Source organism: Guptibacillus algicola (assembly GCF_020171805.1).
GTDB lineage: Bacteria > Bacillota > Bacilli > Bacillales > Guptibacillaceae > Guptibacillus > Guptibacillus algicola.
The window spans coordinates 1-21862 of sequence record NZ_JAIVAF010000006.1 but is presented as its reverse complement, the minus strand read 5'-3'; the positions used below and the strand labels follow the sequence as shown (position 1 = coordinate 21862).

General features: G+C 38.2%; 20 protein-coding genes. 14 read left to right on the top strand and 6 right to left on the bottom strand.

Going from position 1 to position 21862, the window contains the following annotated elements:
• Positions 1-3 precede the first annotated feature (3 nt).
• The 8 genes from LCM09_RS17200 to LCM09_RS17165 all read left to right on the top strand — a co-directional run bounded on the left by LCM09_RS17200 (position 4) and on the right by LCM09_RS17165 (position 12039).
• The gene (locus LCM09_RS17200) at positions 4-2424 is read left to right on the top strand and encodes an EAL domain-containing protein (protein ID WP_224884465.1); all 2421 of its coding nucleotides are present in this window, start codon (positions 4-6) and stop codon (positions 2422-2424) included.
• Between the two features lie 250 nt (positions 2425-2674).
• A complete protein-coding gene (locus LCM09_RS17195; RefSeq protein ID WP_224884463.1) occupies positions 2675-4309 on the top strand; it encodes a M4 family metallopeptidase in 1635 nt (544 codons plus the stop codon).
• 157 nt (positions 4310-4466) lie between these two features.
• Positions 4467-6062, top strand: coding sequence for a cation:proton antiporter (locus tag LCM09_RS17190; protein ID WP_224884462.1), 1596 nt, complete (start codon positions 4467-4469; stop codon positions 6060-6062).
• 206 nt (positions 6063-6268) lie between these two features.
• On the top strand, positions 6269-6781 hold the full coding sequence (locus tag LCM09_RS17185; RefSeq protein WP_224884460.1) for a GNAT family N-acetyltransferase: 513 nt from the start codon (positions 6269-6271) through the stop codon (positions 6779-6781).
• A 196-nt stretch (positions 6782-6977) separates the two neighbouring features.
• Positions 6978-8228, top strand: a complete 1251-nt coding sequence (locus tag LCM09_RS17180) for an ATP-binding protein (RefSeq protein WP_224884458.1) — start codon at positions 6978-6980, stop codon at positions 8226-8228.
• A gap of 5 nt (positions 8229-8233) precedes the next feature.
• Positions 8234-9430 carry an HD-GYP domain-containing protein gene (locus tag LCM09_RS17175; protein WP_224884455.1) on the top strand — a complete coding sequence of 399 codons (1197 nt, stop codon included), beginning with the start codon at positions 8234-8236 and terminating at the stop codon, positions 9428-9430.
• Positions 9431-9535: 105 nt separating this feature from the next.
• Positions 9536-10672, top strand: a complete 1137-nt coding sequence (locus LCM09_RS17170) for a PqqD family protein (protein ID WP_224884453.1) — start codon at positions 9536-9538, stop codon at positions 10670-10672.
• Between the two features lie 161 nt (positions 10673-10833).
• On the top strand, positions 10834-12039 hold the full coding sequence (locus LCM09_RS17165; RefSeq protein ID WP_224884452.1) for a S1C family serine protease: 1206 nt from the start codon (positions 10834-10836) through the stop codon (positions 12037-12039).
• 17 nt (positions 12040-12056) lie between these two features.
• Here LCM09_RS17165 and LCM09_RS17160 read toward each other — a convergent pair whose 3' ends face one another.
• Together LCM09_RS17160 and queF are read right to left on the bottom strand one after the other, a co-directional pair.
• Positions 12057-12713 (bottom strand): queuosine precursor transporter, encoded by a 657-nt coding sequence (locus LCM09_RS17160; protein ID WP_224884450.1) that lies wholly within the window; start codon positions 12711-12713, stop codon positions 12057-12059.
• A 1-nt stretch (position 12714) separates the two neighbouring features.
• A complete protein-coding gene (queF, locus tag LCM09_RS17155; RefSeq protein WP_224884448.1) occupies positions 12715-13131 on the bottom strand; it encodes a preQ(1) synthase in 417 nt (138 codons plus the stop codon).
• A gap of 198 nt (positions 13132-13329) precedes the next feature.
• Between queF and LCM09_RS17150 the strand changes: the two genes are divergently transcribed.
• Positions 13330-13836, top strand: a complete 507-nt coding sequence (locus LCM09_RS17150; protein ID WP_224884446.1) for a YtxH domain-containing protein — start codon at positions 13330-13332, stop codon at positions 13834-13836.
• 59 nt (positions 13837-13895) lie between these two features.
• Here the strand turns inward: LCM09_RS17150 and LCM09_RS17145 are convergent, their stop codons facing one another.
• Both LCM09_RS17145 and LCM09_RS17140 read right to left on the bottom strand, forming a co-directional pair.
• A complete protein-coding gene (locus LCM09_RS17145; RefSeq protein WP_224884444.1) occupies positions 13896-13985 on the bottom strand; it encodes a YjcZ family sporulation protein in 90 nt (29 codons plus the stop codon).
• A 109-nt stretch (positions 13986-14094) separates the two neighbouring features.
• Positions 14095-14823 carry a glycerophosphodiester phosphodiesterase gene (locus LCM09_RS17140; RefSeq protein ID WP_224884442.1) on the bottom strand — a complete coding sequence of 243 codons (729 nt, stop codon included), beginning with the start codon at positions 14821-14823 and terminating at the stop codon, positions 14095-14097.
• Between the two features lie 104 nt (positions 14824-14927).
• Here LCM09_RS17140 and LCM09_RS17135 point away from each other — a divergent pair, with 104 nt between their 5' ends.
• Both LCM09_RS17135 and LCM09_RS17130 read left to right on the top strand, forming a co-directional pair.
• Positions 14928-15260: a YmaF family protein gene (locus LCM09_RS17135; RefSeq protein ID WP_224884440.1), complete on the top strand. Its 333-nt coding sequence runs from the start codon at positions 14928-14930 to the stop codon at positions 15258-15260.
• 162 nt (positions 15261-15422) lie between these two features.
• Positions 15423-16598 (top strand): pyridoxal phosphate-dependent aminotransferase, encoded by a 1176-nt coding sequence (locus LCM09_RS17130; protein WP_224884438.1) that lies wholly within the window; start codon positions 15423-15425, stop codon positions 16596-16598.
• A gap of 42 nt (positions 16599-16640) precedes the next feature.
• On the opposite strand, the gene LCM09_RS17125 is transcribed toward LCM09_RS17130, so the two are convergent.
• Positions 16641-17162 (bottom strand): GNAT family N-acetyltransferase, encoded by a 522-nt coding sequence (locus tag LCM09_RS17125; protein WP_224884437.1) that lies wholly within the window; start codon positions 17160-17162, stop codon positions 16641-16643.
• Between the two features lie 124 nt (positions 17163-17286).
• On the opposite strand from LCM09_RS17125, the gene LCM09_RS17120 reads away from it, so the two are divergent.
• The gene (locus tag LCM09_RS17120) at positions 17287-18174 is read left to right on the top strand and encodes an alpha/beta fold hydrolase (RefSeq protein ID WP_224884435.1); all 888 of its coding nucleotides are present in this window, start codon (positions 17287-17289) and stop codon (positions 18172-18174) included.
• Between the two features lie 67 nt (positions 18175-18241).
• On the opposite strand, the gene LCM09_RS17115 is transcribed toward LCM09_RS17120, so the two are convergent.
• Positions 18242-19312, bottom strand: coding sequence for an ATP-binding protein (locus tag LCM09_RS17115; protein ID WP_224884433.1), 1071 nt, complete (start codon positions 19310-19312; stop codon positions 18242-18244).
• A 496-nt stretch (positions 19313-19808) separates the two neighbouring features.
• Here LCM09_RS17115 and LCM09_RS17110 point away from each other — a divergent pair, with 496 nt between their 5' ends.
• Both LCM09_RS17110 and LCM09_RS17105 read left to right on the top strand, forming a co-directional pair.
• On the top strand, positions 19809-20129 hold the full coding sequence (locus tag LCM09_RS17110; RefSeq protein WP_224884431.1) for a CHY zinc finger protein: 321 nt from the start codon (positions 19809-19811) through the stop codon (positions 20127-20129).
• A 79-nt stretch (positions 20130-20208) separates the two neighbouring features.
• Positions 20209-21528, top strand: coding sequence for a TrkH family potassium uptake protein (locus LCM09_RS17105; protein ID WP_224884429.1), 1320 nt, complete (start codon positions 20209-20211; stop codon positions 21526-21528).
• Positions 21529-21862 lie beyond the last annotated feature (334 nt).

The following is a 21862-nucleotide window of genomic DNA, read 5'->3' as shown; positions in this document are numbered from 1 at the left end:
CATATGCTTTCATTAATCGAACTGTATACGATTGAATACGCATTGTACATAGTGGGTTTTTTTATATCGTTCATTGTGTTCTACGGGGGCGTATTCATATTTTTGAAATACAAACATAAACCTTTCAGAAATAAACAATGGGTTATTACAATTACTTCAATCCTAGGCGTATCTCTCTATTTAATCAATCTATTGTTTAATCTCTCTATTCCTGCATCGCATTCTCTTAATGAGTATTTGCTTCATGCAGTTCTATTGATTTTCTTAAGTGCGGTATTTTCTTTTCTCATTATCCAAACGTTCTTAAGTCGTAAGATGAAACCTCAGTTACATGTGATCTGCTCAACACTGCTTACTGCGGGTATATTAATTACATTAATAAGTGGTAATATTGCATTTTTTAGTGAGTCGATCATGATTAGACCTATATATTTTGTACTAGCTATTATTATCACCTTGGCTTTTTCTCTATGTATCGTTCGCTTCTTGTTGTTGTTAAACCTTAATGATCGTAAGCGGTACTATAAACTATGGTTATTTGTAGGAAGCTTAGCAGCTAGTATCGTCTTTTCGTGCTTACCATACTTACTGTTTTTTGGAATGATAGATCAGTCGCTTTACCTTAATCAAGGTGATCGATTAGGTTCGTACCTTATTGCGGTGGCTTTTAACTACGTATGTTTAGGGCTTCTAGTTTATGTGCCTGATCGATACGTTATTGCAAGTCAAATCGAACAAACTGATCGGCTTGTACATAATGAGCAGCAATTTAAATCTCTTTTTCATCATAATCCTGATGCTGTCTTTTCTATTGATGCAGAAGGGAAATTTGCGAGTGTTAACTATGTAGCTGCGGAGTACACAGGATATTCGATCAAAGAATTGAAAACAAAGTCGTTTCATGAAGTCGTAGCACCAGGAGAAGTGCAGCTTGCCTTGGGTATGTTTCAACGCTCCCTACAAGGAGAGGTCCATCAATTTGATATCAAAGTAAGGTCAAAGCTAAATATAATAAAGGACTTACATATTTCTACTGTGCCAATTAACGTTGGTGACGATATAGTTGGCGTATACGGGATCGCAAAAGATATTACTGAGAAAAAGCGTGCAGAAAAAACAATCCATTTCCTCGCTTACCACGATGAGTTAACAGGATTACCTAATAGACGTTATTTCAATGAGGAGTTAGCTTCTCTCATGAATCAAGAAGTTCCGCCTCCATTTGCAGTAATGTTAATTGATTTTGATAGATTTAAGCGAATTAATGATTTATTCGGGCATGATTTTGGGGATTTAGTCATTCAATCCATAGGAAAACGATTGGAAGAAGTTTTGGATGAACGCTTATTCGTTTCACGGCTAGGGGGAGATGAATTTACGATCATCCTACCTCAATATGAAAAGAAAGAGGACGTTGAACGAGTAGCGGCAGCGATTCTAGAGGCGTTTCAGTCTCCACTTATGATTGAGAATCAAGAGTGTTTGTTAACGGCAAGCATCGGGATTGCCCTTTACCCCATTCATGGAAGTAATGCAGCTGAACTCCTAAAATATGCGGATATGGCAATGTACCATGTCAAAGAGAAAGATACGAACAATTACGCCTTTTATCAGGAGGAAATGAGTAACCAAACGCTTCATAAAATTATTCTAGAAAATGATTTGCGCAAAGCGATCGAACAGGATGAACTACTTGTATACTATCAGCCGAAAGTGAATACTGAAACGGGCGAGGTTATTGGATTTGAAGCCTTAGTCAGATGGCTACATCCTGAAATAGGTTTGATTTCTCCAAATGAGTTTATCCAAGCAGCTGAAGAAACTGGGCTTATCATCCCTATTGAGAAAATAGTCATCCAACACGCTTGTGATCAATTAAAGATATGGCAACAAAATTATGGTGAACATTATACGATGTCAGTAAACATCTCACAGCGCCACTTTTATCAAGAAAATATTGTGTGCACGATAATTAAAAATCTTGAACGTTCTGGTATCGCTCCAGAGACACTTGAGATTGAAATCACCGAAAGTATGGCGATGTTTAACGAACATACTACGATCCAAAAGCTTCAGAAGATTCGTGAACTAGGCGTTGCCATCAGTATGGATGATTTCGGGACGGGCTATAGTTCCTTGCATTACTTAACGAAACTACCTATCAATCGAGTTAAAATCGACCAAACGTTTATTAGAGGGTTGCTTAGTAGTTCTAGCAGTCTTGGGATCGTCACAACAATCATCTCATTAGCCAGGCATTTACACCTAGACATTATTGCAGAGGGTGTTGAGACTGAAGAGCAAATCGAAATGTTGAAACAATTAGAGTGTTATGATGTACAAGGATTTTATTTTAGTAAACCGCTCCCGGTAGAAGGGGTAGAAGCGTTTTTGAATTCGAAAGAGATTGAGGTTAGTTTGTAATTTATAAATACACGAGAGGCGCTGCTATATGCGCGTCTTTTTTTATTAATAGGAAAAATTTTACAGTAACCGAGAGTTGTAGATTGATTATATCACCTAGACATCCCTTTTGTTATTGGGAAATGTAATTGTAAATATCGGTTATATTCCTGTTATTTTCTATACATTTCCCAATACAAACACTAAAATATCTGTGCTATTCTACTAATGTATTAAAAATTCTAAACATTTCGAATTGGAGGAAAGCAATATGAAAAAAGGAATTGCCGTAGCACTCGCAACAGGACTTGCTTTTGGATCAGCGCTTCCAACCGCTTCAGCTGCTTCTACTAAGGATCTTAATCCCGAACAGAAGAGTGCACTCGAAAAAATGGAGAATGTGAAACAAACGTGGGAGAAAGAAAGAAACGTACCATCGTTTCTATCTGGTAAACTATCAAAAGATAAGGTAGGTAACGAGAAAGCAGTTAAAGCTTTTCTGAAATCTAATGAAGGGCTATTTAATGTTAATCAAAAGAATTTAAAGTTGGTTAACGAATCTACGGATGAGTTAGGCATGACGCATTATGAATATGTTCAAACTGTAAAGGGAGAAGAAATTGACGGAGCGAAATTTATCGTACATACGGATAAAAACGATAATATTGTAGCGATTAACGGCGATTTACACCCTAATGCTGAAAAGAACTTTAAAGGAAGTAGTAATGCAAAGCTTTCTGACAAACAAGCAATTGCTAAGGCCTGGGATCACATCGATGTGAAACCTAGTAATGTTGTAAGTGATAACCCTAGCTTTGTGAGAAAGTCCAAAGTATCAGATCAAGTAGAAAAGAGCGATAAAGTTGTCATTGAGAAAGACGATAAGTACTATCTTACTTATAAAGTACAACTTCAATTTATCGATCCTTACCCAGCAAACTGGCAAATCTTCGTTGACGCACGAGATGGCTCAGTTGTAGATGCTTATAACGCAGTTACTGAAGGTGCTACAAATGGATATGGTTATGATGTACTTGGAGACTATAAAGCTCTAAATACGTACTATTCGAACGGGACGTACTATCTTTACGATGTTACAAAGCCAATGAGTGGCGTAATCGAAACAAGAACTGCGAATTACGGTACATCGCTTCCGGGTAGTTATTCTGTAGATAGTAACAATGCTTTTACAGCTTACTCTCAAGGTGCAGATGTTAGTGCGCATTATAACGCTGGGGTAGTTTATGACTATTTTGACGATACTCATAACCGCAACAGCTATGACAACAAAGGTGCCACTATCCGATCCACAGTTCATTACGGCTCAAACTACAATAATGCATTCTGGAATGGTTCTCAGATGGTTTATGGTGATGGCGATGGCCAAACATTTGATCCACTTTCAGGCGGACTTGATATCGTAGCTCACGAAATTACTCACGCAGTCACTGAAAGAACGGCTGGTCTAGTGTATCAGGATCAATCTGGGGCATTAAATGAATCGATGTCTGATGTGTTCGGTTATTTCGTTGAACCAGAAGATTATCTAATGGGTGAAGATGTGTATACACCTGGAACACCTGGAGATGCATTAAGAAGTATGTCTAATCCAGAGGCATATGGCCAACCATCTCACATGGATGACTACTACTACACTTCTTCTGATAACGGAGGAGTTCATACGAATAGTGGTATTCCAAACAAAGCAGCATACCTAACGATCCAGAGCATCGGGAAAACAAAAGCTGAGAAAATTTACTACCGTGCATTGAGTCTCTATATGACTCCAAACACTGACTTTAGTGACGCGCGTTCTTCATTGCTACAAGCAACTGCAGACCTTTATGGTACAGGCTCTACTTATAGTTCCGTAGCAAATGCATGGGACCAAGTTGGGGTATACTAAAAATTAATTTTGTGAAGAAGAGCTCCTCTGAGAGCTCTTCTTTTTGTGTAAAAACAACAAAAAAGGACACACTAACATTCGAGATACTCTCCGTGATTTTCCAATCCTAATAAAATTTGGTTATAATAGAAACAGAATAAAGAAGCGGAGGAAGGATATGGAACATTTAGACTTGCATCATATTTTTGAACTTGGTCTCATTCTCGTCATTATGGCTGCTGGAATAACGGCAGTTGCAAAAAAACTAAAACAGCCTTATCCCATCGCTCTAGTCATAATCGGAACGTTAATCGGGTTATTGAATATTCCTGTACTTGAACCGTTAAAGATGTTTATAACGGAAGGGGATATTTTTAATTTTGTTATTTTAACGATTTTCTTACCAGCATTACTTGGTGAGGCTGCATTAAAGCTTCCGTTTTCTCATTTGAACGAAAACAAGAAGCCGATCCTTGCGCTTGCCTTTGGAGGGACATTTCTTTCCTTCCTTGTTATTGGGTTTTCAACGCACTATCTCCTAGGTCTATCCATTCCTGTTGCGTTTGTATTTGCAGCATTAATGAGTGCGACAGATCCGGTAAGTGTGCTGTCCATTTTTAAGAGTATGGGTGTAAATCATAAACTCTCTACAACGATCGAAGGGGAAAGTTTATTTAACGATGGGCTTGCGGTTGTGTTGTTCAAAATCTCTGCATTTTCCCTCCTGGCTTATATGGATATGGGCTGGGGTGGACTGACTAGCGGTGTGTTAGAGTTTGTGAAAGTTGTTGCTGGTGGTTTATTGATCGGTGGAGGGTTTGGGTATGCTGTTTCAATCCTCACAAAGTACTTTGATGATTACCCACTCGAGATTATTTTTAGCGTGATTTTATTCTATGGTGCGTATATTGCTGCAGAGAGTATTCATGTTTCGGGTGTTATTGCCGTAGTTATAGCAGCTCTTACGTTCGGTAACTTTGGATCGAAGGTTGGAATGAGTCCAACGACAAGGTTAAATATTAATAACTTCTGGGATGTTGCAGCATTGCTTGCGAATTCAATCGTCTTCTTGATGGTTGGACTCGAAATTACGAGAATAGAATTTGCGGATAAGTGGGGAACCATTGGGCTCGCTCTCTTAATCGTATTAGTTGGTCGAAGTATCGCTGTTTACGGAAGCACGATGTTTGTAAAAGGATTACCAACCTCCTGGCGTCATGTCCTTAATTGGGGAGGATTAAAAGGATCATTATCCATTGCCCTGGTACTGAGTTTGCCAGGTGACTTTGACGGAAGAGAAACGATATTGATCTTAACGTTTAGCATAGTCTTATTTTCTTTAGTCGTTCAAGGCATTACGATTAAACCATTGATTAATTATTTTGGTCTACGTGCCAAGCATAGTGGATCGAAGGAATATGAAGATATCGTAGCAAACCTACATAGACATGAAGCAGGTATTGCAGAAATCAAAAAGATAAAGTCACAGCTTTTCATACCTGAACCTGTTTATGGAGAAATGCTTTCCACTTATGAAAGAGAAATCGAGGACATTCATGACAACCTTGATCGTTTGTTAGAGGAACATCCTCATCTTAAGACGAGTCAACTTATAACATTGAAGAAACATTCGTTATACGCGCAACACGCGAAGATTACAGAGCTAGAACAAGATGAGATCATTTCTATAGAAGTAGCTGAGAAGTATAAAGAAGTCTTAAACAACGACCTTGCCAATATTGAAGAAGAAGATGTACTGAAGGATTCAAAATAAATTTACTAGGCTGCCGCACGTTTGTGGCAGCTTTTTTGTTTGTCCTGCATAACCTATAAGAGTAAGGACAACATAAATAAAGAAAATTTCGTTTATTAAAGATTTGTTAGGGTATGGTTTACAGTAAGTAAATCTGTAAGGTATAGTGATAAAAGTCATTTTCACATTACTTGAAAATAACTCACAAGGAGGACTTTTGAAATAAAATGCCTTACCTTCAGACCGATCGTCTGACCATCATTCCATTTTCCTTTGATCTTATTAAAGCAATGGCAAATAAGAAAGAACTTGAGAAACTTTTACATGTTGAGGTCCCAAGAGAATTTGAGAACGTTCAGTTTGAAGATTTTCTTCCTTTTCACTTAGATGATACCGATCTTTCTAAAGTGAATTGCAAATGGGAAGGAATACTGATCCATACCTCTGATGAAAAAGTAATCGGAACCATGGGATTTAAGAATACTGGCGACGCATCAGGAAATCTAGAAGTTGGATATCACTTGATACCAGATTATCGTAATAAAGGCTACGCTGTTGAAATGGCCAATGCTCTTGTGAGCTGGGTGTTCTCAGATAAACCAAAAGATGAGAATACTGATTCTGAGAATATGGACTCAGTGATGAAACGCTTAGGTTTATCAAGACTCAAGGTTCAGCAGAATGTTGCTAAAGATAAAATTGACGAAGAGAAATTTATTAAGAAGAATAAATATATCTAATAAAACGAACCCCGCACTCGCGGGGTTTTTGTTTTGTCATCCAGTCCAAATAAAAGTTGGATCATCCAGTGTGAAACTTTACATATCGTTTATGAAAATTGAATAGGAATTTGGTAATTATTGTCGAATTATATGCTATAATCAAGAGTGTTTTAAAGATATTGTAACTGCCTTCAATGCAGTGTTAGGAGTAGTTATGAGAGCATCATCATTGAGTACTACTATTGAGGAACAAGAAAAAAAAGCAACTCAATTATTTTTATATTTATTTGTTGGAATTACTCTTGTATCTGGTATTTTTAGTTTATTTGTTGAAAGAAGAATTTCTTCTGATATTAATCCTGGAACGCCTGAAATCATTGTTGATGAATGGGTATATTTTTTTACTGAACTGTTACTTCTTTTAATAGGTTTCTACCTTCTTAAGGTAAATAAAAGTCAATATATAAAATACGTGTTTTTGCTAGTATATTTATTTGTCGCTTTAATCACAGAACTAATAATTTATTCAATTTTCGAAATGGAATATACCAGTGGAAGTGTTATGGAGATATTTTTCGTACTGTTTACTCCAATCTTCTTAGACAGGAAATACTTCTGGTGGGTGACGTTGGGGTTAATTACAAAATATTTAATTGTCGGATTGACTTTATCAATTCCGAAGGTAATCCATCCTGTTACGATCCTTGTCTTAATTTCTATTTTGACATTCATCTTTCTCAATAGATCACTATCATATGTAAAATCTATTGAAAAAGCATATGAACAATTAGCTCAGAACGAAAAATTAGCATTCATGGGCCAAGTCGCAACAAGTATAGCTCATGAGATAAGGAATCCATTGACTTCAATAAAAGGGTTCCTACAGCTGCAAGAACTTCAGTCTCCTGGTGATTCCAAACATTCTTCAATAATGATGGATGAAATTGAAAGGATTAACTTAATTGTAAATGACCTTTTGATTCTGGGAAAACCTAGTGGGTTATCTTTAAAGAGAAAGAGTATAGAAGATATTATTAAATACGTTGTTAGGTTAACGAACAACCAAGCTCTAGCAAATGATATTACCTATAATGTTGAATTGAATACTCAAAATCCATACCTTGAATGTGATGAGAACAGAATTAAGCAAGTTTTAATTAATATTTTCAGAAATGCCATAGATGCTATGCCTAATGGTGGAAACTTAGAAATAATAGCCGATAATTATAGTGATGATGAAATTTGCATTGTTTGCCGTGACGAAGGAACTGGGATACCTGAAGAGTATATCCATAGACTTCAAGAACCGTTTTTCTCCACTAAAGAGGACGGCACAGGCTTAGGCTTAATGGTGAGTTATCGAATTGTTGAGGAACACAAAGGAAGAATAGAAGTGGAAAGCTCACCAGATGAAGGAACGACATTCAAAATATTTCTACCGTCAACAGACCTGAAAATGAGGTAATAATAATGAGGAAATTTATAAATCCAACCTTAATTTTAGAAGAGAAGAGAGCAGTTATCTTATTTGTATGGTTATTTTATCTGGTCTCTTTTTCATACGACTTTTTCTACAGCATTATTCTAAAAAACTTTATTAATGGTCAAGCCTCTCAAATATTACATGGTGGGTTGGGGATATGGTATTTCGTAATTGAATTATTAATGATTCCATTTATTATTTATTGCCTAAAAAAAAGATATACATTTCGTATAAAATATATGATTTTTATCGTTTATACGGTACTAAATTTAGTAAATGACTTTGTGGTCTATTACGGAAATGAAATTCCTTACCGATCTGGCAGTATTGCCGAATTACTAATAGTATTGTTTAGCCCCATCTTTATTAATACAAGATTCTTCTGGCTTGTAGCTACTGGGAGTCTACTAAAATACTCTCTTCTTGGACTCATCCTTCAAGACCAGACTCTATTATTGCCTATGGTTTTATTGATAGTCGTTTCATTAATAGCTTTCATCTTATTGCAACGTTTTAAGGCTTACGTTAATACTATTCAAACCACCTTCGATGAACAATTGGAAGGAATTGTGAAGGGTGTTGTGGCAACGCTAGAGTTAAAAGATCCCTATACAAGAGGACATAGTCAACGAGTGGCAGCATATTCGGTTATGCTTGCAAAGAAGATAAATGGATTCTCTTCTGAGGAACTAGCGAATTTCAACTATGCATGCTTACTTCATGATGTTGGGAAGGTAAATATTCCAGATAGAATCTTAATGAAACCATCTAGATTAAATAACGAAGAATTCAACGTAATTAAAACTCATCCTACTGTAGGAGCAGAGGCTTTATCAGGAATCAAGGGACTAGAGTGTTGCCTTGATGTTGTGAGGTATCATCATGAAAGGTGGGATGGAAGAGGATATCCCGAAGGTTTGAAGGGAGAAGAAATTCCATTTCTAGCGCGTATCACCGCAGTGGCCGATGCGTTCGATGCAATGACTTCATCAAGATCTTACCGACCAGCAATGTCTCTGACTGAAGCTTATTCACAGATAATTAATGGAGAGGGTACACAATTTGATCCTGAGATGGTGAAGATATTTAAAAAAGTATTCCCGCAATGGTCTGCTTATCATAAGGAACACTCTAATTCAGTTGAACCTACTATTAAAGGAGGTGAAATTAATGAAAATTCGTAAACTCAAAAAAGTGAAAACGCCTTGTTGGTGGTGTATTTATCTTCCTCCAGGAACTAAATGGTAGGGTGCAGTTTTGCACCCTTCTTTTTTTGAAAGGAGTTCTGTATGAATCTTCAATCTTCAATCCTATTAAATGAGTTTAAAATACATAATAGTCAAAATGAGTATATTGTTGAAATTGTAAAAGCGGCTGAGTATTACGAAATGAATGAGTCCGCAGTCGAAGCCTTAAAGCTGATAGATCAAGGAAAAAACTTGAAAGAAGTTGAGAGGATTCTCTTGGAACAATTTCCTTCAGACGAAATTGATGTTCTTGATTTTGTAGAACAATTAGTAGAGTTAGGTTTTATTTCAGGTGATGAAAGTCGTGAAATAAGTGTTTCAAACAACTCACTCTTTAATAAAATCTCTCCTACCTTAGCTCAATCTCTATTTAACTCTTTCTCATATAAATTATATTTACTTCTTTTCCTCGTTAATATAGCACTATTGACTACACATCTAGAGTTACTTCCTCACTATAGTGATTTTTTTGTTTCAAATAGTTTAGCAGTTTCAATGATGACATACTTGTTCCTATCTTTGATAATGATCTTCATCCATGAAATGGGACATGTAATGGCGGTGAGATCACATGATCTTCCTACGAACCTGTCGATCAGTCACAGACTTTTTCTAGTTGTCATTGAAACGGATATGACACATGCATGGCGATTGAGTAGAAGAGAAAGAAATCACCTCTACCTATCAGGAATTTGCTTTGATACAGTTTTGTTTTTTGGAGCGACCCTGACACAATTGTTTGTTGCACAGCCATGGGTACAAGCTGTTGCTTCACTCATCATGTTGGATTTGTTTATTAAGTTTATTTACCAATGTTGTGTCTATATGAAAACTGATTTCTATTATGTTTTAGAAAATACCAGTGGTTGCTATAACTTAATGGAAAGAAGCAAAGAGTGGCTATTGCGGAGAAGTGAAGATATACGATCAAAACGCGAACAGTTCATCCTCGGTATTTATGGTGTTATTTATATTATTGGAATAGGTTTCTCGATTTCGTTGTTTGTTTTTTATGTGATTCCACAGCTTCGCTATATGGTGCAAACAAGCCTAAACTATCTTTCTTACCCAGTTGGATCGATGTATTTCTGGGATGGATTTGTCGTTCTTGCACAAATTGCGTTAGGTGTCGGTTTACTTCTTTTCACCTGGTCACGAACACTGAAGAATAGGTCTTAAGCCTTTTTTCGACGTTTTCTCTCACAATCTCACGGGAAATATCCACAAAAATACGACAAATATCAAAGAATGTGAAAAAGCTCTCATATTCCATACAGACGTATTTCTAGTCGTTACAATGTGTATATAAACAGTTCAAGGGGAGAAAGGGTGACATAGTAATGGGATACTATGATGAGCAAAATCAAACAAGGAAAGATAAGAAAGTAACTCGAGGTATGAACTGGTTCTTACCTAGTACGTTCGGTGCAGTGATCGGGGCTTCTGTTATGCTTGTGGCAGGACCTTTTGTTACAAATACAGATCAACCAGCTATGAGTCAGTCAGCCGTTCAAAGCTCTGAAAACCAATCAGCGACAAATGTTTCTTACGATGTTTCAACAGATATTACGAAAGCAGTAGAAAAAGCTCAAGGATCAGTTGTGAGTATTACGAAATATGAAGATGGTTTTTCTCTCGATAACCAGGATGGTCAAGCAGACCAAGCAGCTGGATCTGGTTCTGGCGTCATTTATAAAAAAGAAGATGGCCGTGCTTTCGTCGTAACAAATAACCATGTGATCGAAGGGGCTTCTTCTCTTGAAGTGACTCTGAATAATGAAGAGAAGCTTGACGCTAACCTATTAGGGGCAGATCCTCTGTTGGATCTTGCTGTGCTTGAAATCGATGGAAGCAAAGTGGATACGGTGGCAGAGTTCGGATCTTCAGATAGCTTAAAAACAGGAGAGCCAGCTATTGCCCTAGGGAATCCATTAGGCTTTCTAGAGGGTTCAGTAACGCAAGGTATCATCAGTAATACGAACCGTTCTATTCCAGTTGACCTTGATAACAATGGTCAGGCGGACTATTCAGCAGATGTTATTCAAACGGATGCTTCGATTAACCCAGGGAATAGTGGCGGTGCCCTGATTAACATTCAGGGGCAGCTTATTGGAATCAACTCATCAAAAATCGCTCAAACCCAAGTAGAGGGAATTGGTTTTGCGATACCGATTAATGTAGCTGAGCCAATTATTAATCAGCTAGAAACTACTGGTGAAGTGAAAAGACCTGTTATGGGGGTAACCCCCGCTTCCTTAGCAGAAGTTCCGAAACAACATTGGAGTGGCACGCTAAATCTTCCTGAGGAAGTTGATGGCGGAGTCGTACTAATGGGGATATCTCCGTCTTCTCCTGCTTCGGAAGCTGGCTTGAAGGAAAGAGATGTGATCGTGAAACTTGATGATCAAGAGATCAAAAGCTCTGCGGAGTTAAGAAAGTATCTTTATTCTAACAAAAAAGTTGGAGACGAAATGAAAGTAACGTTTTACCGTGACGGTGAGGTTCAAACAACGACAATGACGCTTGCAAATCAAAAAGCACTATAAAAAAAGCCTCTGGATGCTTATACATCCAGAGGCTTTTTCGTATGAAACCTTTCTTCTCTACTTGAATCAATTTTAGTCAAAGCATAAAAAATTGGTGTATCAAGAAGAGCAAGAGCCATTTTTATAGCAAATTGCGATAGAATCATCACCCAAATGTTTGGCACTGTACCGATGAAAGCAATCGTGATGAAGATCGTCGTATCGATGAGCTGAGATGCAGCTGTACTAGCATTGTTTCGTATCCATCGATGTCTGTTCGCAGTTCTTTTCTTGAGTGCAGAAAAAATGTAAACATCAACATGTTGAGATACAAGATATGCTGCAAGACTTGCAAGCACGAACCGATAATTTTGTCCTAATAAGATTTCATAGGCAGCTTGCGTATCTGCTGCAAATGGTGCAACAGGTAGCAACATACCGATGAATATCATGATACTTGCGAAGATTTGGGCGGCGAAGCCATATCGAATCGTCCGCTTCGCTTCTTCTTGACCGAAACGTTCGTGAATGATGTCTGTGAAAAGAAAAGAGAATGCATACATTACGACAGCAGCAGGAATAACGAAACTTCCAATCATCACAACTTTTCCTGCAAGTACGTTAGCAACTACGATAGAAGTTGCAAAGAGTACATTGAACAGGACAAGACTGCGGTCGATTTGCTGAGACTTCATGTTATGCTTCAGCCTTTTCTCTTACTGCTGTTGTTTTCAATTCAATTCCTCCGCGTGCGGATTGGTACACTGTAATCGTGACTTTTAGTGGATCGATCGCATAGACAACATCATCAGCAATACGAGCAGCTAAAGTTTCACAAAAACTCCCTTCATCTCGGTAAGACCAAAGGTAAAACTTCAATGATTTAGATTCGATACACTTTTGGTCTGGTACGTAGGAAATTTCCACTCTACCAAAGTCAGGTTGTCCAGTTTTCGGACACACAGCTGTAAATTCAAGTGCATTGAATGTAATTTCTTGTACATTCGGTGCATCGAAAGATTCGTTCTTTATAACTTCACGGGCTTGTTCTACACTTTCTGGTCTTGGCATTGGACCAGAAGAAGGTAGCCAAGCGTTATCCATACTATTCATTATTATTCCTCCTTAGTTTTGTTAAAGCAGGAAGGTTTCGAACTGCTCTAATATAACGCAGTCTATTATAACAGAGGACTTTCGGAAAGCGAAGTTATTTTTGTTTCTAACAAGTTAGTTTAGCTTTTGATGGAAAGGGAATGACAGAACTAGAGTCAACAGTTAGGAAATAATTTCGTTATATAGGAGGAAGAACTCATGCAAACGACAACTGTGAAGGAAGAAAAGAACAGTAAGTTAATGAAGGGAATCGTAGTTGGAGCGATTGTTGGTGGAGCAGTCGCGATGCTAGATTCAACAACTAGACAAAAGGTGAAAAGAGCGACTGGTAGTGCGGTTGATTCTTCAAAAGGATTCTATACGAATGTAAAAGAAAATCCTTCTGAATTCAAGAACGACTGGATGGAGCGCATTAATTCAGCATCTGAAGTGTTGAAGGAAGCAGTTAATGATGCTCAATCGCTATATGAGAAAGTAAACGAAGAGGTTGTGGACCAAGTTAATCAAGTGAAAGAGGACTCCAGCGAAGTAATATCTTCTGCGAAAGAAGCTGGGGAAGATATTCAGGAAATTGGTTCTAAAGTAAAAGAAGCTGGACAAGAAGTAACTGATTCTGAAAGCACTTCTTCTGAATCAACAACAAACATTCCAGGCGGTGAAACACGCACACCAGGAAGTATGACAGCTAACCCAAGAACTAACTAAACAAATGCTCGATCATATAAAAACAAGCCAGCACTAAGCCGGCTTGTTTTTTTAGTTAATTAGTATAGCCAAGATGCTCCGATGATAATTAGCAAAATAAACAGCACGACGATTAGAGCAAACCCCTGGTTGTATCCATATCCACCCATATAAAACGACCCCTTCGTAGTTTTCTTTGTTTCAGTATTAACCTATGTCGTCATTGGGTGAAGCGGAAGTAGGCTAACGCACATTTTTAGTGAATTCGCCCTGTAGCCCTTACCGATCGCTGTTAACAGCAAGTGTTGGATAATCCGTAAAGATTCCATCGCACCCCATTCCATCAAGTTTTCGCATCTGTTCAATTGTATTTACTGTGAAAACTCTGACAGGGATTTTACGTTTTGTTGTTTGCTCCATAAGGTATTCATCTAAAACTTGATACTCAATATGGATACTACTTGCTCCGATGCTTTTCATGTATTCCCACGGATGTACGATTTTATCTCTGAGGAGGATAGCCGTCTCAATAGAATTGTTCAGCTCATAAATACGTTTCACACTATAATGATTGAACGAAGAAATAACCGACCGATCGGTTAGATGATACTTATTCAAAAGAGAATTTACTTTTTCTTCAATACCTGGGTAAGGAAGATAACCAGTTTTTAATTCGATATTAATGAGTAGAGAGGTCGTCGAGAGCCAAGTTAACACTTCTTCTAGGGTAGGAATCCGTTCACCTTGATATCTTTTCGAATGCTTCCCACCAGCATCAAGTTTGCATAAATCCTCATAGCTATAATCTTTTACCCACCCGACGCCATTAGTTGTTCGATCTACTTTTTCGTCGTGAATAACTACTGGAATGCCATCTTTAGATAGTTGTACATCACATTCGATTCCGTTAACGCAAGCTCTTTCAGCTGCTTTAAAAGAGACGAGTGTATTCTCAGGATGTGTGCCCGCAGACCCACGATGGCCGTATACATTTAAGGATGAATGCATAAGTCACCTCTTTCTATTCATATGATAGATGTACTTAATCTTCTTTCTAGTTTAGAAGCTTTTTCCCCTTCTAAAAAAAGAAAAATGGAAGAGGTGTCAGATGAATGAACAAAGGAATCACTCAACTACCTTTTGCGCATACTCATCATTATAAAACGACGACTTCAGAAAAAGAGGAACATGAACATAGTGTCGTAGGATTTAGCTTCCCGGCAAACGGGTGTGATCGTGATGAACACGTTCATAGATTGGAAGGAGTAACGCTGGTCAATGACCATCAGCATCGGTATAGTTTGAAAACAGGGCCACCGATCCCTCTATCTAGAGGAGGGCATTATCATGAGTTTGATGGTGAAACTTTTTCACATACTAAGCACGAACACTCTTTTTATGGCAGAACAAGTCTGCCTTTAGGATACTATCCACCTAATTGGTAAAGAGGCGAAGAACGCCTCTTTTTTTAATTCGCATCTGTACTATATGAAAGGCGACAAATGCACTAAGGGAATCTTTCGTCGACAAGCCTTTACATAAGCGTGTATTCAAGATAACATGAATTACTAGAATTTATAGAAAATTATAAATGGGATGTGAGTTGTTTGAAACAGTTTGAGCAATCTGACGCAATAAAAAGATTACCGGAACAATTTTTCGCAAAGCTAGCTGGCAAAGTGAATCAATTTAAAGAAGCTGGTCACGATATCATTAATTTAGGACAGGGCAATCCCGACCAACCAACACCAGAGCACATTATTCAGTCTCTACAGTCTGCTGCTGAAAAACCAGAGTTTCATAAATATCCTCCTTTTAGAGGACAACCTTTTCTTAAACAAGCAGTGGCGGATTACTATAAGCGAGAGTTTGATGTAACTGTAGATCCTGAACAGGAAGTTGCTGTGTTGTTCGGTGGGAAAGCTGGATTGGTAGAGGTTAGTCAATGTCTATTAAACAAAGGTGACAAAGCTTTAATGCCTGATCCTGGCTATCCAGATTATTGGTCTGGAGTAGCGATGGCCGAGGCGGAAATGCATCCCATGCCATTATTAGATGAAAATGATTTTTTGCCAGACTATGATGCGATTTCTGAGGAAGATTTTGAGAAAGCAAAGCTCATGTTTTTGAACTATCCGAACAACCCTACAGGTGCGCAAGCAACAGAGTCGTTTTTTAAAGATACGATCAAGCTCGCAAATCAACATGACTTCTGTGTAGTTCATGATTTTGCTTATGGCGCCATTGGCTTTGATGGAAATCGACCGATCAGTTTTTTAGAAGTAGAGGGAGCAAAAGATGTAGGGGTCGAAATTTATACGATGTCCAAAACCTTTAATATGGCTGGATGGCGAGTGGGCTTTGCGATTGGAAACCGATCTGTCATTGAAAGCATTAATCTTTTACAGGACCACCTGTATGTGAGTTTGTTTAGTGGGATACAAGAAGCTGCGGCAGAAGCGCTTTTAGGTTCTCAAAAATGCGTAGAAGAGTTGGCTCAAACCTATGAAAGAAGAAGAAGCGTCTTAATTGAAGGGTTAAGAGGAATAGGCTGGGACGTTAAGGCGCCCGCTGGATCATTCTTCTCCTGGTTGAAAGTTCCAGACTCATTTACCTCTGAGGAGTTTGCGGATTATCTATTAGAAGAGGCAAAGGTAGTGGTAGCGCCTGGAAATGGATTCGGGGAGTATGGCGAAGGCTATGTCAGAGCTGGACTGAATACCTCTGAAGCTAGATTGATAGAAGCGGTTCATCGCATTGAAAAGCTAGATATGTTTGGGTGATAGGCAGAAAGAAGGTCGCATTGTATTGCGACCTTCTTTCTTTTAAGGACAAACTGTTAAAATATCATCGATCTCGTTCCAACCATACGCTGTTTCTAGAAGCATCTCCCCTCCAATCGAAATCTCCTTTTCCGTAACAACGGAAGGATTGAAATGAAGATAAAACTGATCAGCGGGATTTCCGTTAAGCACCCAGACAAGCATAGAGTGGAATCCTTCATCCTTAAGTTCCTTTGCTACATTGCAAAAGAGTTGCTTACCAGCTCCCTTTCGATGCGCACTTTCTAATAGATAAATCGCGTAAAGTTCCCCATCATATGGAAGCTCTTCACTTCGATTTTTCCCACCATTCGCAAAACCGACAATTTCGTTTTTGTTATTTTCTGCTACAAATATACTATTTCCTGCTTCTAGTCCTTTCTTCCAGCGGGCTTCTCGAACTTTCATATCGAGTGATTCTAGAAAGATGCTAGGTACAATGCCCTGGTATGTTGTGCGCCAGCTGTTCACATGAACCCTTGCAATATCAGTCGAATCTTCTACCACAGCTTTTCGTATTTTCATAATTGTCCTCCATAAAAATAAGTCTCAAATAGTGCATATTCCTTAATTTGTTTTCTACATAAAGGGGATAATTCCCTCTCAGTCGAAATAGGTTTAGGAGGGGAAGTATGAAAGGAAGGTTAAGATGAAAGAATTCGAAATCACTCTGGATGGCCAATCCATTCATGGAGTAAAGTGGGGGAACCCTGAAAATCCTCCGGTTGTATGCATGCATGGATTAACCAACAATGCGTTAGGTTTTATTGAGGTAGCAGAAGAGTTACAAGATCAATTTCATTTAATTGCTTTTGACTTACCTGGTCATGGAAAAACGGATGCGTTTATGGATGAGAACTCCTATCTCTTCAAACCCTTTTCGGAATGGCTCAATGCGATCATAACTAAAGTATGTTCTAGCCCAGTTTATATGCTAGGTCACTCATGGGGAGCAGCAATTGCTGTTCATTACGCAAGCTTGTATAAGGAAGATGTTAAAGGAATCGTGATGTTGGATGGCGGCTACATTTGTCCTTCTGACGAGCCTTCAACAAATCTTGATGAGCATCTTCAAAACATCTCTAATTGGATCAATGATTCTAATTTTAAATCTATTACGAAATATGAAGAGAAGAAGAAAGAGGAAGTAGGAAGGTGGTCTGAGGCATTACAAAAAATGGTTCGGGCTGACATGACTGCAGATGGCGGCGGTGTAAGAATGAGAACGAGAGAGGAAACTGCGCGAGCGATTATGAAAGCGCTCTACAATGAACCCTCGAGCAAATTGTTTAAAGACATCACTGTACCAGTTTATTTGTTAAGAGGTACTTTACCAGAAGAAGCAGAACCAGTGAGAGTTGATGCGGTGGATTCAATGCGAAGTGCGATTAAGAGTGAGTGTCGAATTAGTGCAATTGAAGATGCAGGGCATGTTCTTCATTGGCAAAAGCCTACGGAAGTCATAAGTGATATTCGTGGGTGGTTAGCTGCACAGGAAGATCTTACGTCTATTGAAAACACCCCTCGATCGTTTTAATACATGAAAAGGTAGAAAAACACCACCTGAGTCGTATCGTGATAACGACCTAAGGGGGTGTTTTTTATTAAGTAAAATTGATTGGTAGGATAACTGTTATTTCGGTTCCATGACCGATTGAACTGTCTATTACCAGCTGTCCTTTATGTTTTTCGATTATTCTTTTGCAAATTGCTAACCCAAGGCCAGTACCATGTTTCTTTGTAGTGTAGAAAGGTGAGCCGAGTTTATTGATATCTTCCTTTGAAATTCCCTCGCCATGATCTCTAATTGATACTTGTATATGTTCTCCGCTAGTGTTGATGCTGATTGTGATGTTCCCACCATCATCGCTTGCTTCTATAGCGTTTTTGATAATGTTAATAAACACCTGTTTTAATTGATTGCTTTCGCAATAAACCTGTGGGAGTGTATCGGGATATTCTGTAGTTAATACAATCGATTCCATATTTGCCTGAGCGTTTAGTAATTCGATCACTTCTTCAATAATGTCATCGATACGATGGTGGCAGAAATTGATTTTATTAGGCTTTGCTAACACTAAAAATTCCTCGATAATCTGCTCGATTCGAGTGAACTCCGTATCCATCACTTTTATATAGCGCTCAATGTCTGGGTTTTTATTCTCAAAATCTATTAACTTTAAAAAGCCTTTGAGTGAAGTGAGTGGATTTTTCAATTCATGCGCAATTCCAGCAGCTAGCTGACCAACTACGGAAAGCTTCTCAGATTGAACGAGCTGTTCTTCGTTAATCCGCTTTTCCGTTATATCTTTTGCAGTCCCGATTAGGTTAGCAACAGTGTTTCCTTCTATAATAGGAACGAGGGTAATATCAAACATGCGGTAGCCTTGCTCTGGAAAGGTATAGGCTTCTTCAAATTGCAAGGTCTCTCTCCGGATGATTGCTTCTTGAAAACGTCGAATTGCTTTAATCCCTTGATCGACACCTAGAAACTCCTCGATTCGTTTTCCTGATATATCTTCTTTCGTTGTTTGGTAATTTCCTAAGTACCCCTCATTGATTGCTTCGATCTCATAATGCTGTAGATCCACAACTCTGATGAGAAAAACAAGATCTGATATATGGTGAAAGATTAGCTTAAGATTGTTTATGTCTAATGCGCTTTTCTTTTCCATCACAAATCCCCCATTTATCTCCCTAATTTTGATTGCTTAAATGGATTGTTCTTCAACTAGTGAAAATATCCTCTTAATAAAACAAAATCATATATGAAGGTAAGCCGATAGCATTCTTTAATCCTTTTTATTAATGATTGCTTTCGGGGAAGGGATACTATAAAGTTATAAAAAAGTTCCTTCGGCAGTCGAGAGTTTTAGTATGATAGCCACTTTGATAGGGTGTAGCAGAAATGCGAGTTCTTTCGGCGGAATTTTGATAGAAGGAGAAGTAGTAAAGGTGTTTCACAAGTTCCGCAGCGTGCAAAACTCGCAACAAACTGATGCAGAAATCCATTAAATAAATTACCCTGTTATGGAACATATAAACAATACGTCCGTTGAAACAAAATCATGATCATCATTAACGAGAAATTATGTTTGAACTTCCAAGTGATTGTTATTGATATTCTTTCAACATGGCAATTGTTGAAATAGTGATGGGAGGAGTAATTTGATGGACTTAGAAATAAAGGGGAAACCGATTGATCAAGAAACAAGATGTGAGCATTACCATAGTGAAAAAGACATCATTGCGATCAAATTCTATTGTTGTAACTCTTACTTTCCGTGTATAACGTGCCATGAAGAGACGGCTGATCACGACATAATACGATGGCCACCAGAGAAGTTTGATGAGTTAGCGATTTTATGCGGAAAGTGTAACACGGAGTTCTCGATTCACCAATATCTTACCTGTGGTTCAACTTGCTTATCTTGTGGTGCGACCTTCAACGATAAATGCTCGCTTCATCACCATTTATATTTTCAAATGTAGCTTCACCTGTACTTTACAGTTTTTATACTAACTCTACGTTTAAGTTAATAGGGTTACTTATCGAAAGAAGGGAAGCTTAATGAACCCGTTAAAGTCATTACTCAACCCACCACGTACACTCTTGCTCATTTTTATCGTGGTGAGTACCGTAGGAATGATTTTGCTAAAGTTGCCCCAGTCTACTACAACGTCAATTACCTGGACGGATGCATGGTTTACAGCAGTTTCGGCTATTACAGTTACTGGTCTTGCTGTCGTTGATACAGGAACGACCTATACGACGTTTGGGCAAATAATCATTCTATTGCTCATTCAAGTAGGTGGCCTTGGCATTATGACGTTTGCTGCTCTTGTCTTCATTTTAATAGGGAAAAAGATAGGCGTCTCTCAACGATTATTAATCATGCAATCGCTGAATCAAGGGAAGATGGGGGGAATTATTAAGCTGGTCCAGAGCCTTTTGCTATTTTCACTCTTCATTGAAGCGGTAGGAGCTTTATTCCTTTTTATTAGGTGGATTCCAGAACTCGGGATTAGTGAAGGAATGTATGCAGCAATTTTTCATTCTATATCAGCTTACAATAATGCTGGGTTTTCAATATGGACAGACAGCCTTACAACGTATGTTTCTGATCCTATCGTAAACCTTGTGATCACGATGTTGTTCATTCTTGGAGGAATAGGCTTTACAGTGTTGGTCGATTTGAAGAATAAAAAGCACTTTCGAGAGTTTTCTCTCCATACAAAGCTTATGATTGTCGGTACTGTTGCGATCAATATCATTGCGTTCGTGGTTATTTTGTTATTGGAATGGAATAACAAAGCGACATTGGGTTCATTAGATATGATGGGTAAAGTTTGGGCAGCATTCTTTCAAGCTGTTACCCCAAGAACTGCAGGTTTTAATTCTATCGATATTACTAGTATGGAAGAAACGTCTTTATTTTTTATGATTATCCTTATGTTTATTGGTGCGGGGAGTGGTTCGACCGGTGGAGGAATTAAGTTAACAACCTTTATCGCAATGATTCTATCAGTTAACACGTTCTTAAAAGGTAAAAATGAAATCACTGTTTTTCATAAAACAGTACCTTTCTCAATAGTAGTAAAAGCGCTAGCAATAACGGTTATCTCATCAGGAGTTGTGCTTACGGGCGTGTTTTTATTAGACTTAACACAACGTGCCCCTTTCTTACCTATTCTGTTTGAGGTTGTTTCTGCGTTCGGAACTGTAGGGCTTTCGATGGGATTAACAGGCGATTTAAACGAAATAGGAAAAGTAACCTTAATCTTCTTGATGATGATCGGTAAGCTTGGTCCCTTAACCCTTGCATTTAGTCTCGCCTCAAAGAAAGTCTCTAAAATAAGGTACCCTGAGGAAGAACTGTATACAGGCTGAACCATCTCCCATAGAAGTGGGAGATTTTTTTAGAATAAGTTATTGACGATGTTTTGAGCCCGTGGTAAGATATTACTTGTCACTTCGAAAAGCGACGCCAACCAATTTTATAAATTATAAAAAAGTGTTGACACATTACAACGTTGCTGTTAAAGTAGAAGTTGTCACTCGGCAAAACAAACGAGTAAGGCAAAATGATAGTTTACTAGAATCACAATCGATCTTTGAAAACTGAACGAAACGCCATGCAAGAAATTGTTTCTACGGAAACAACAAGTTTTAAAGCTAGATTGAACTTTCTATCGGAGAGTTTGATCCTGGCTCAGGACGAACG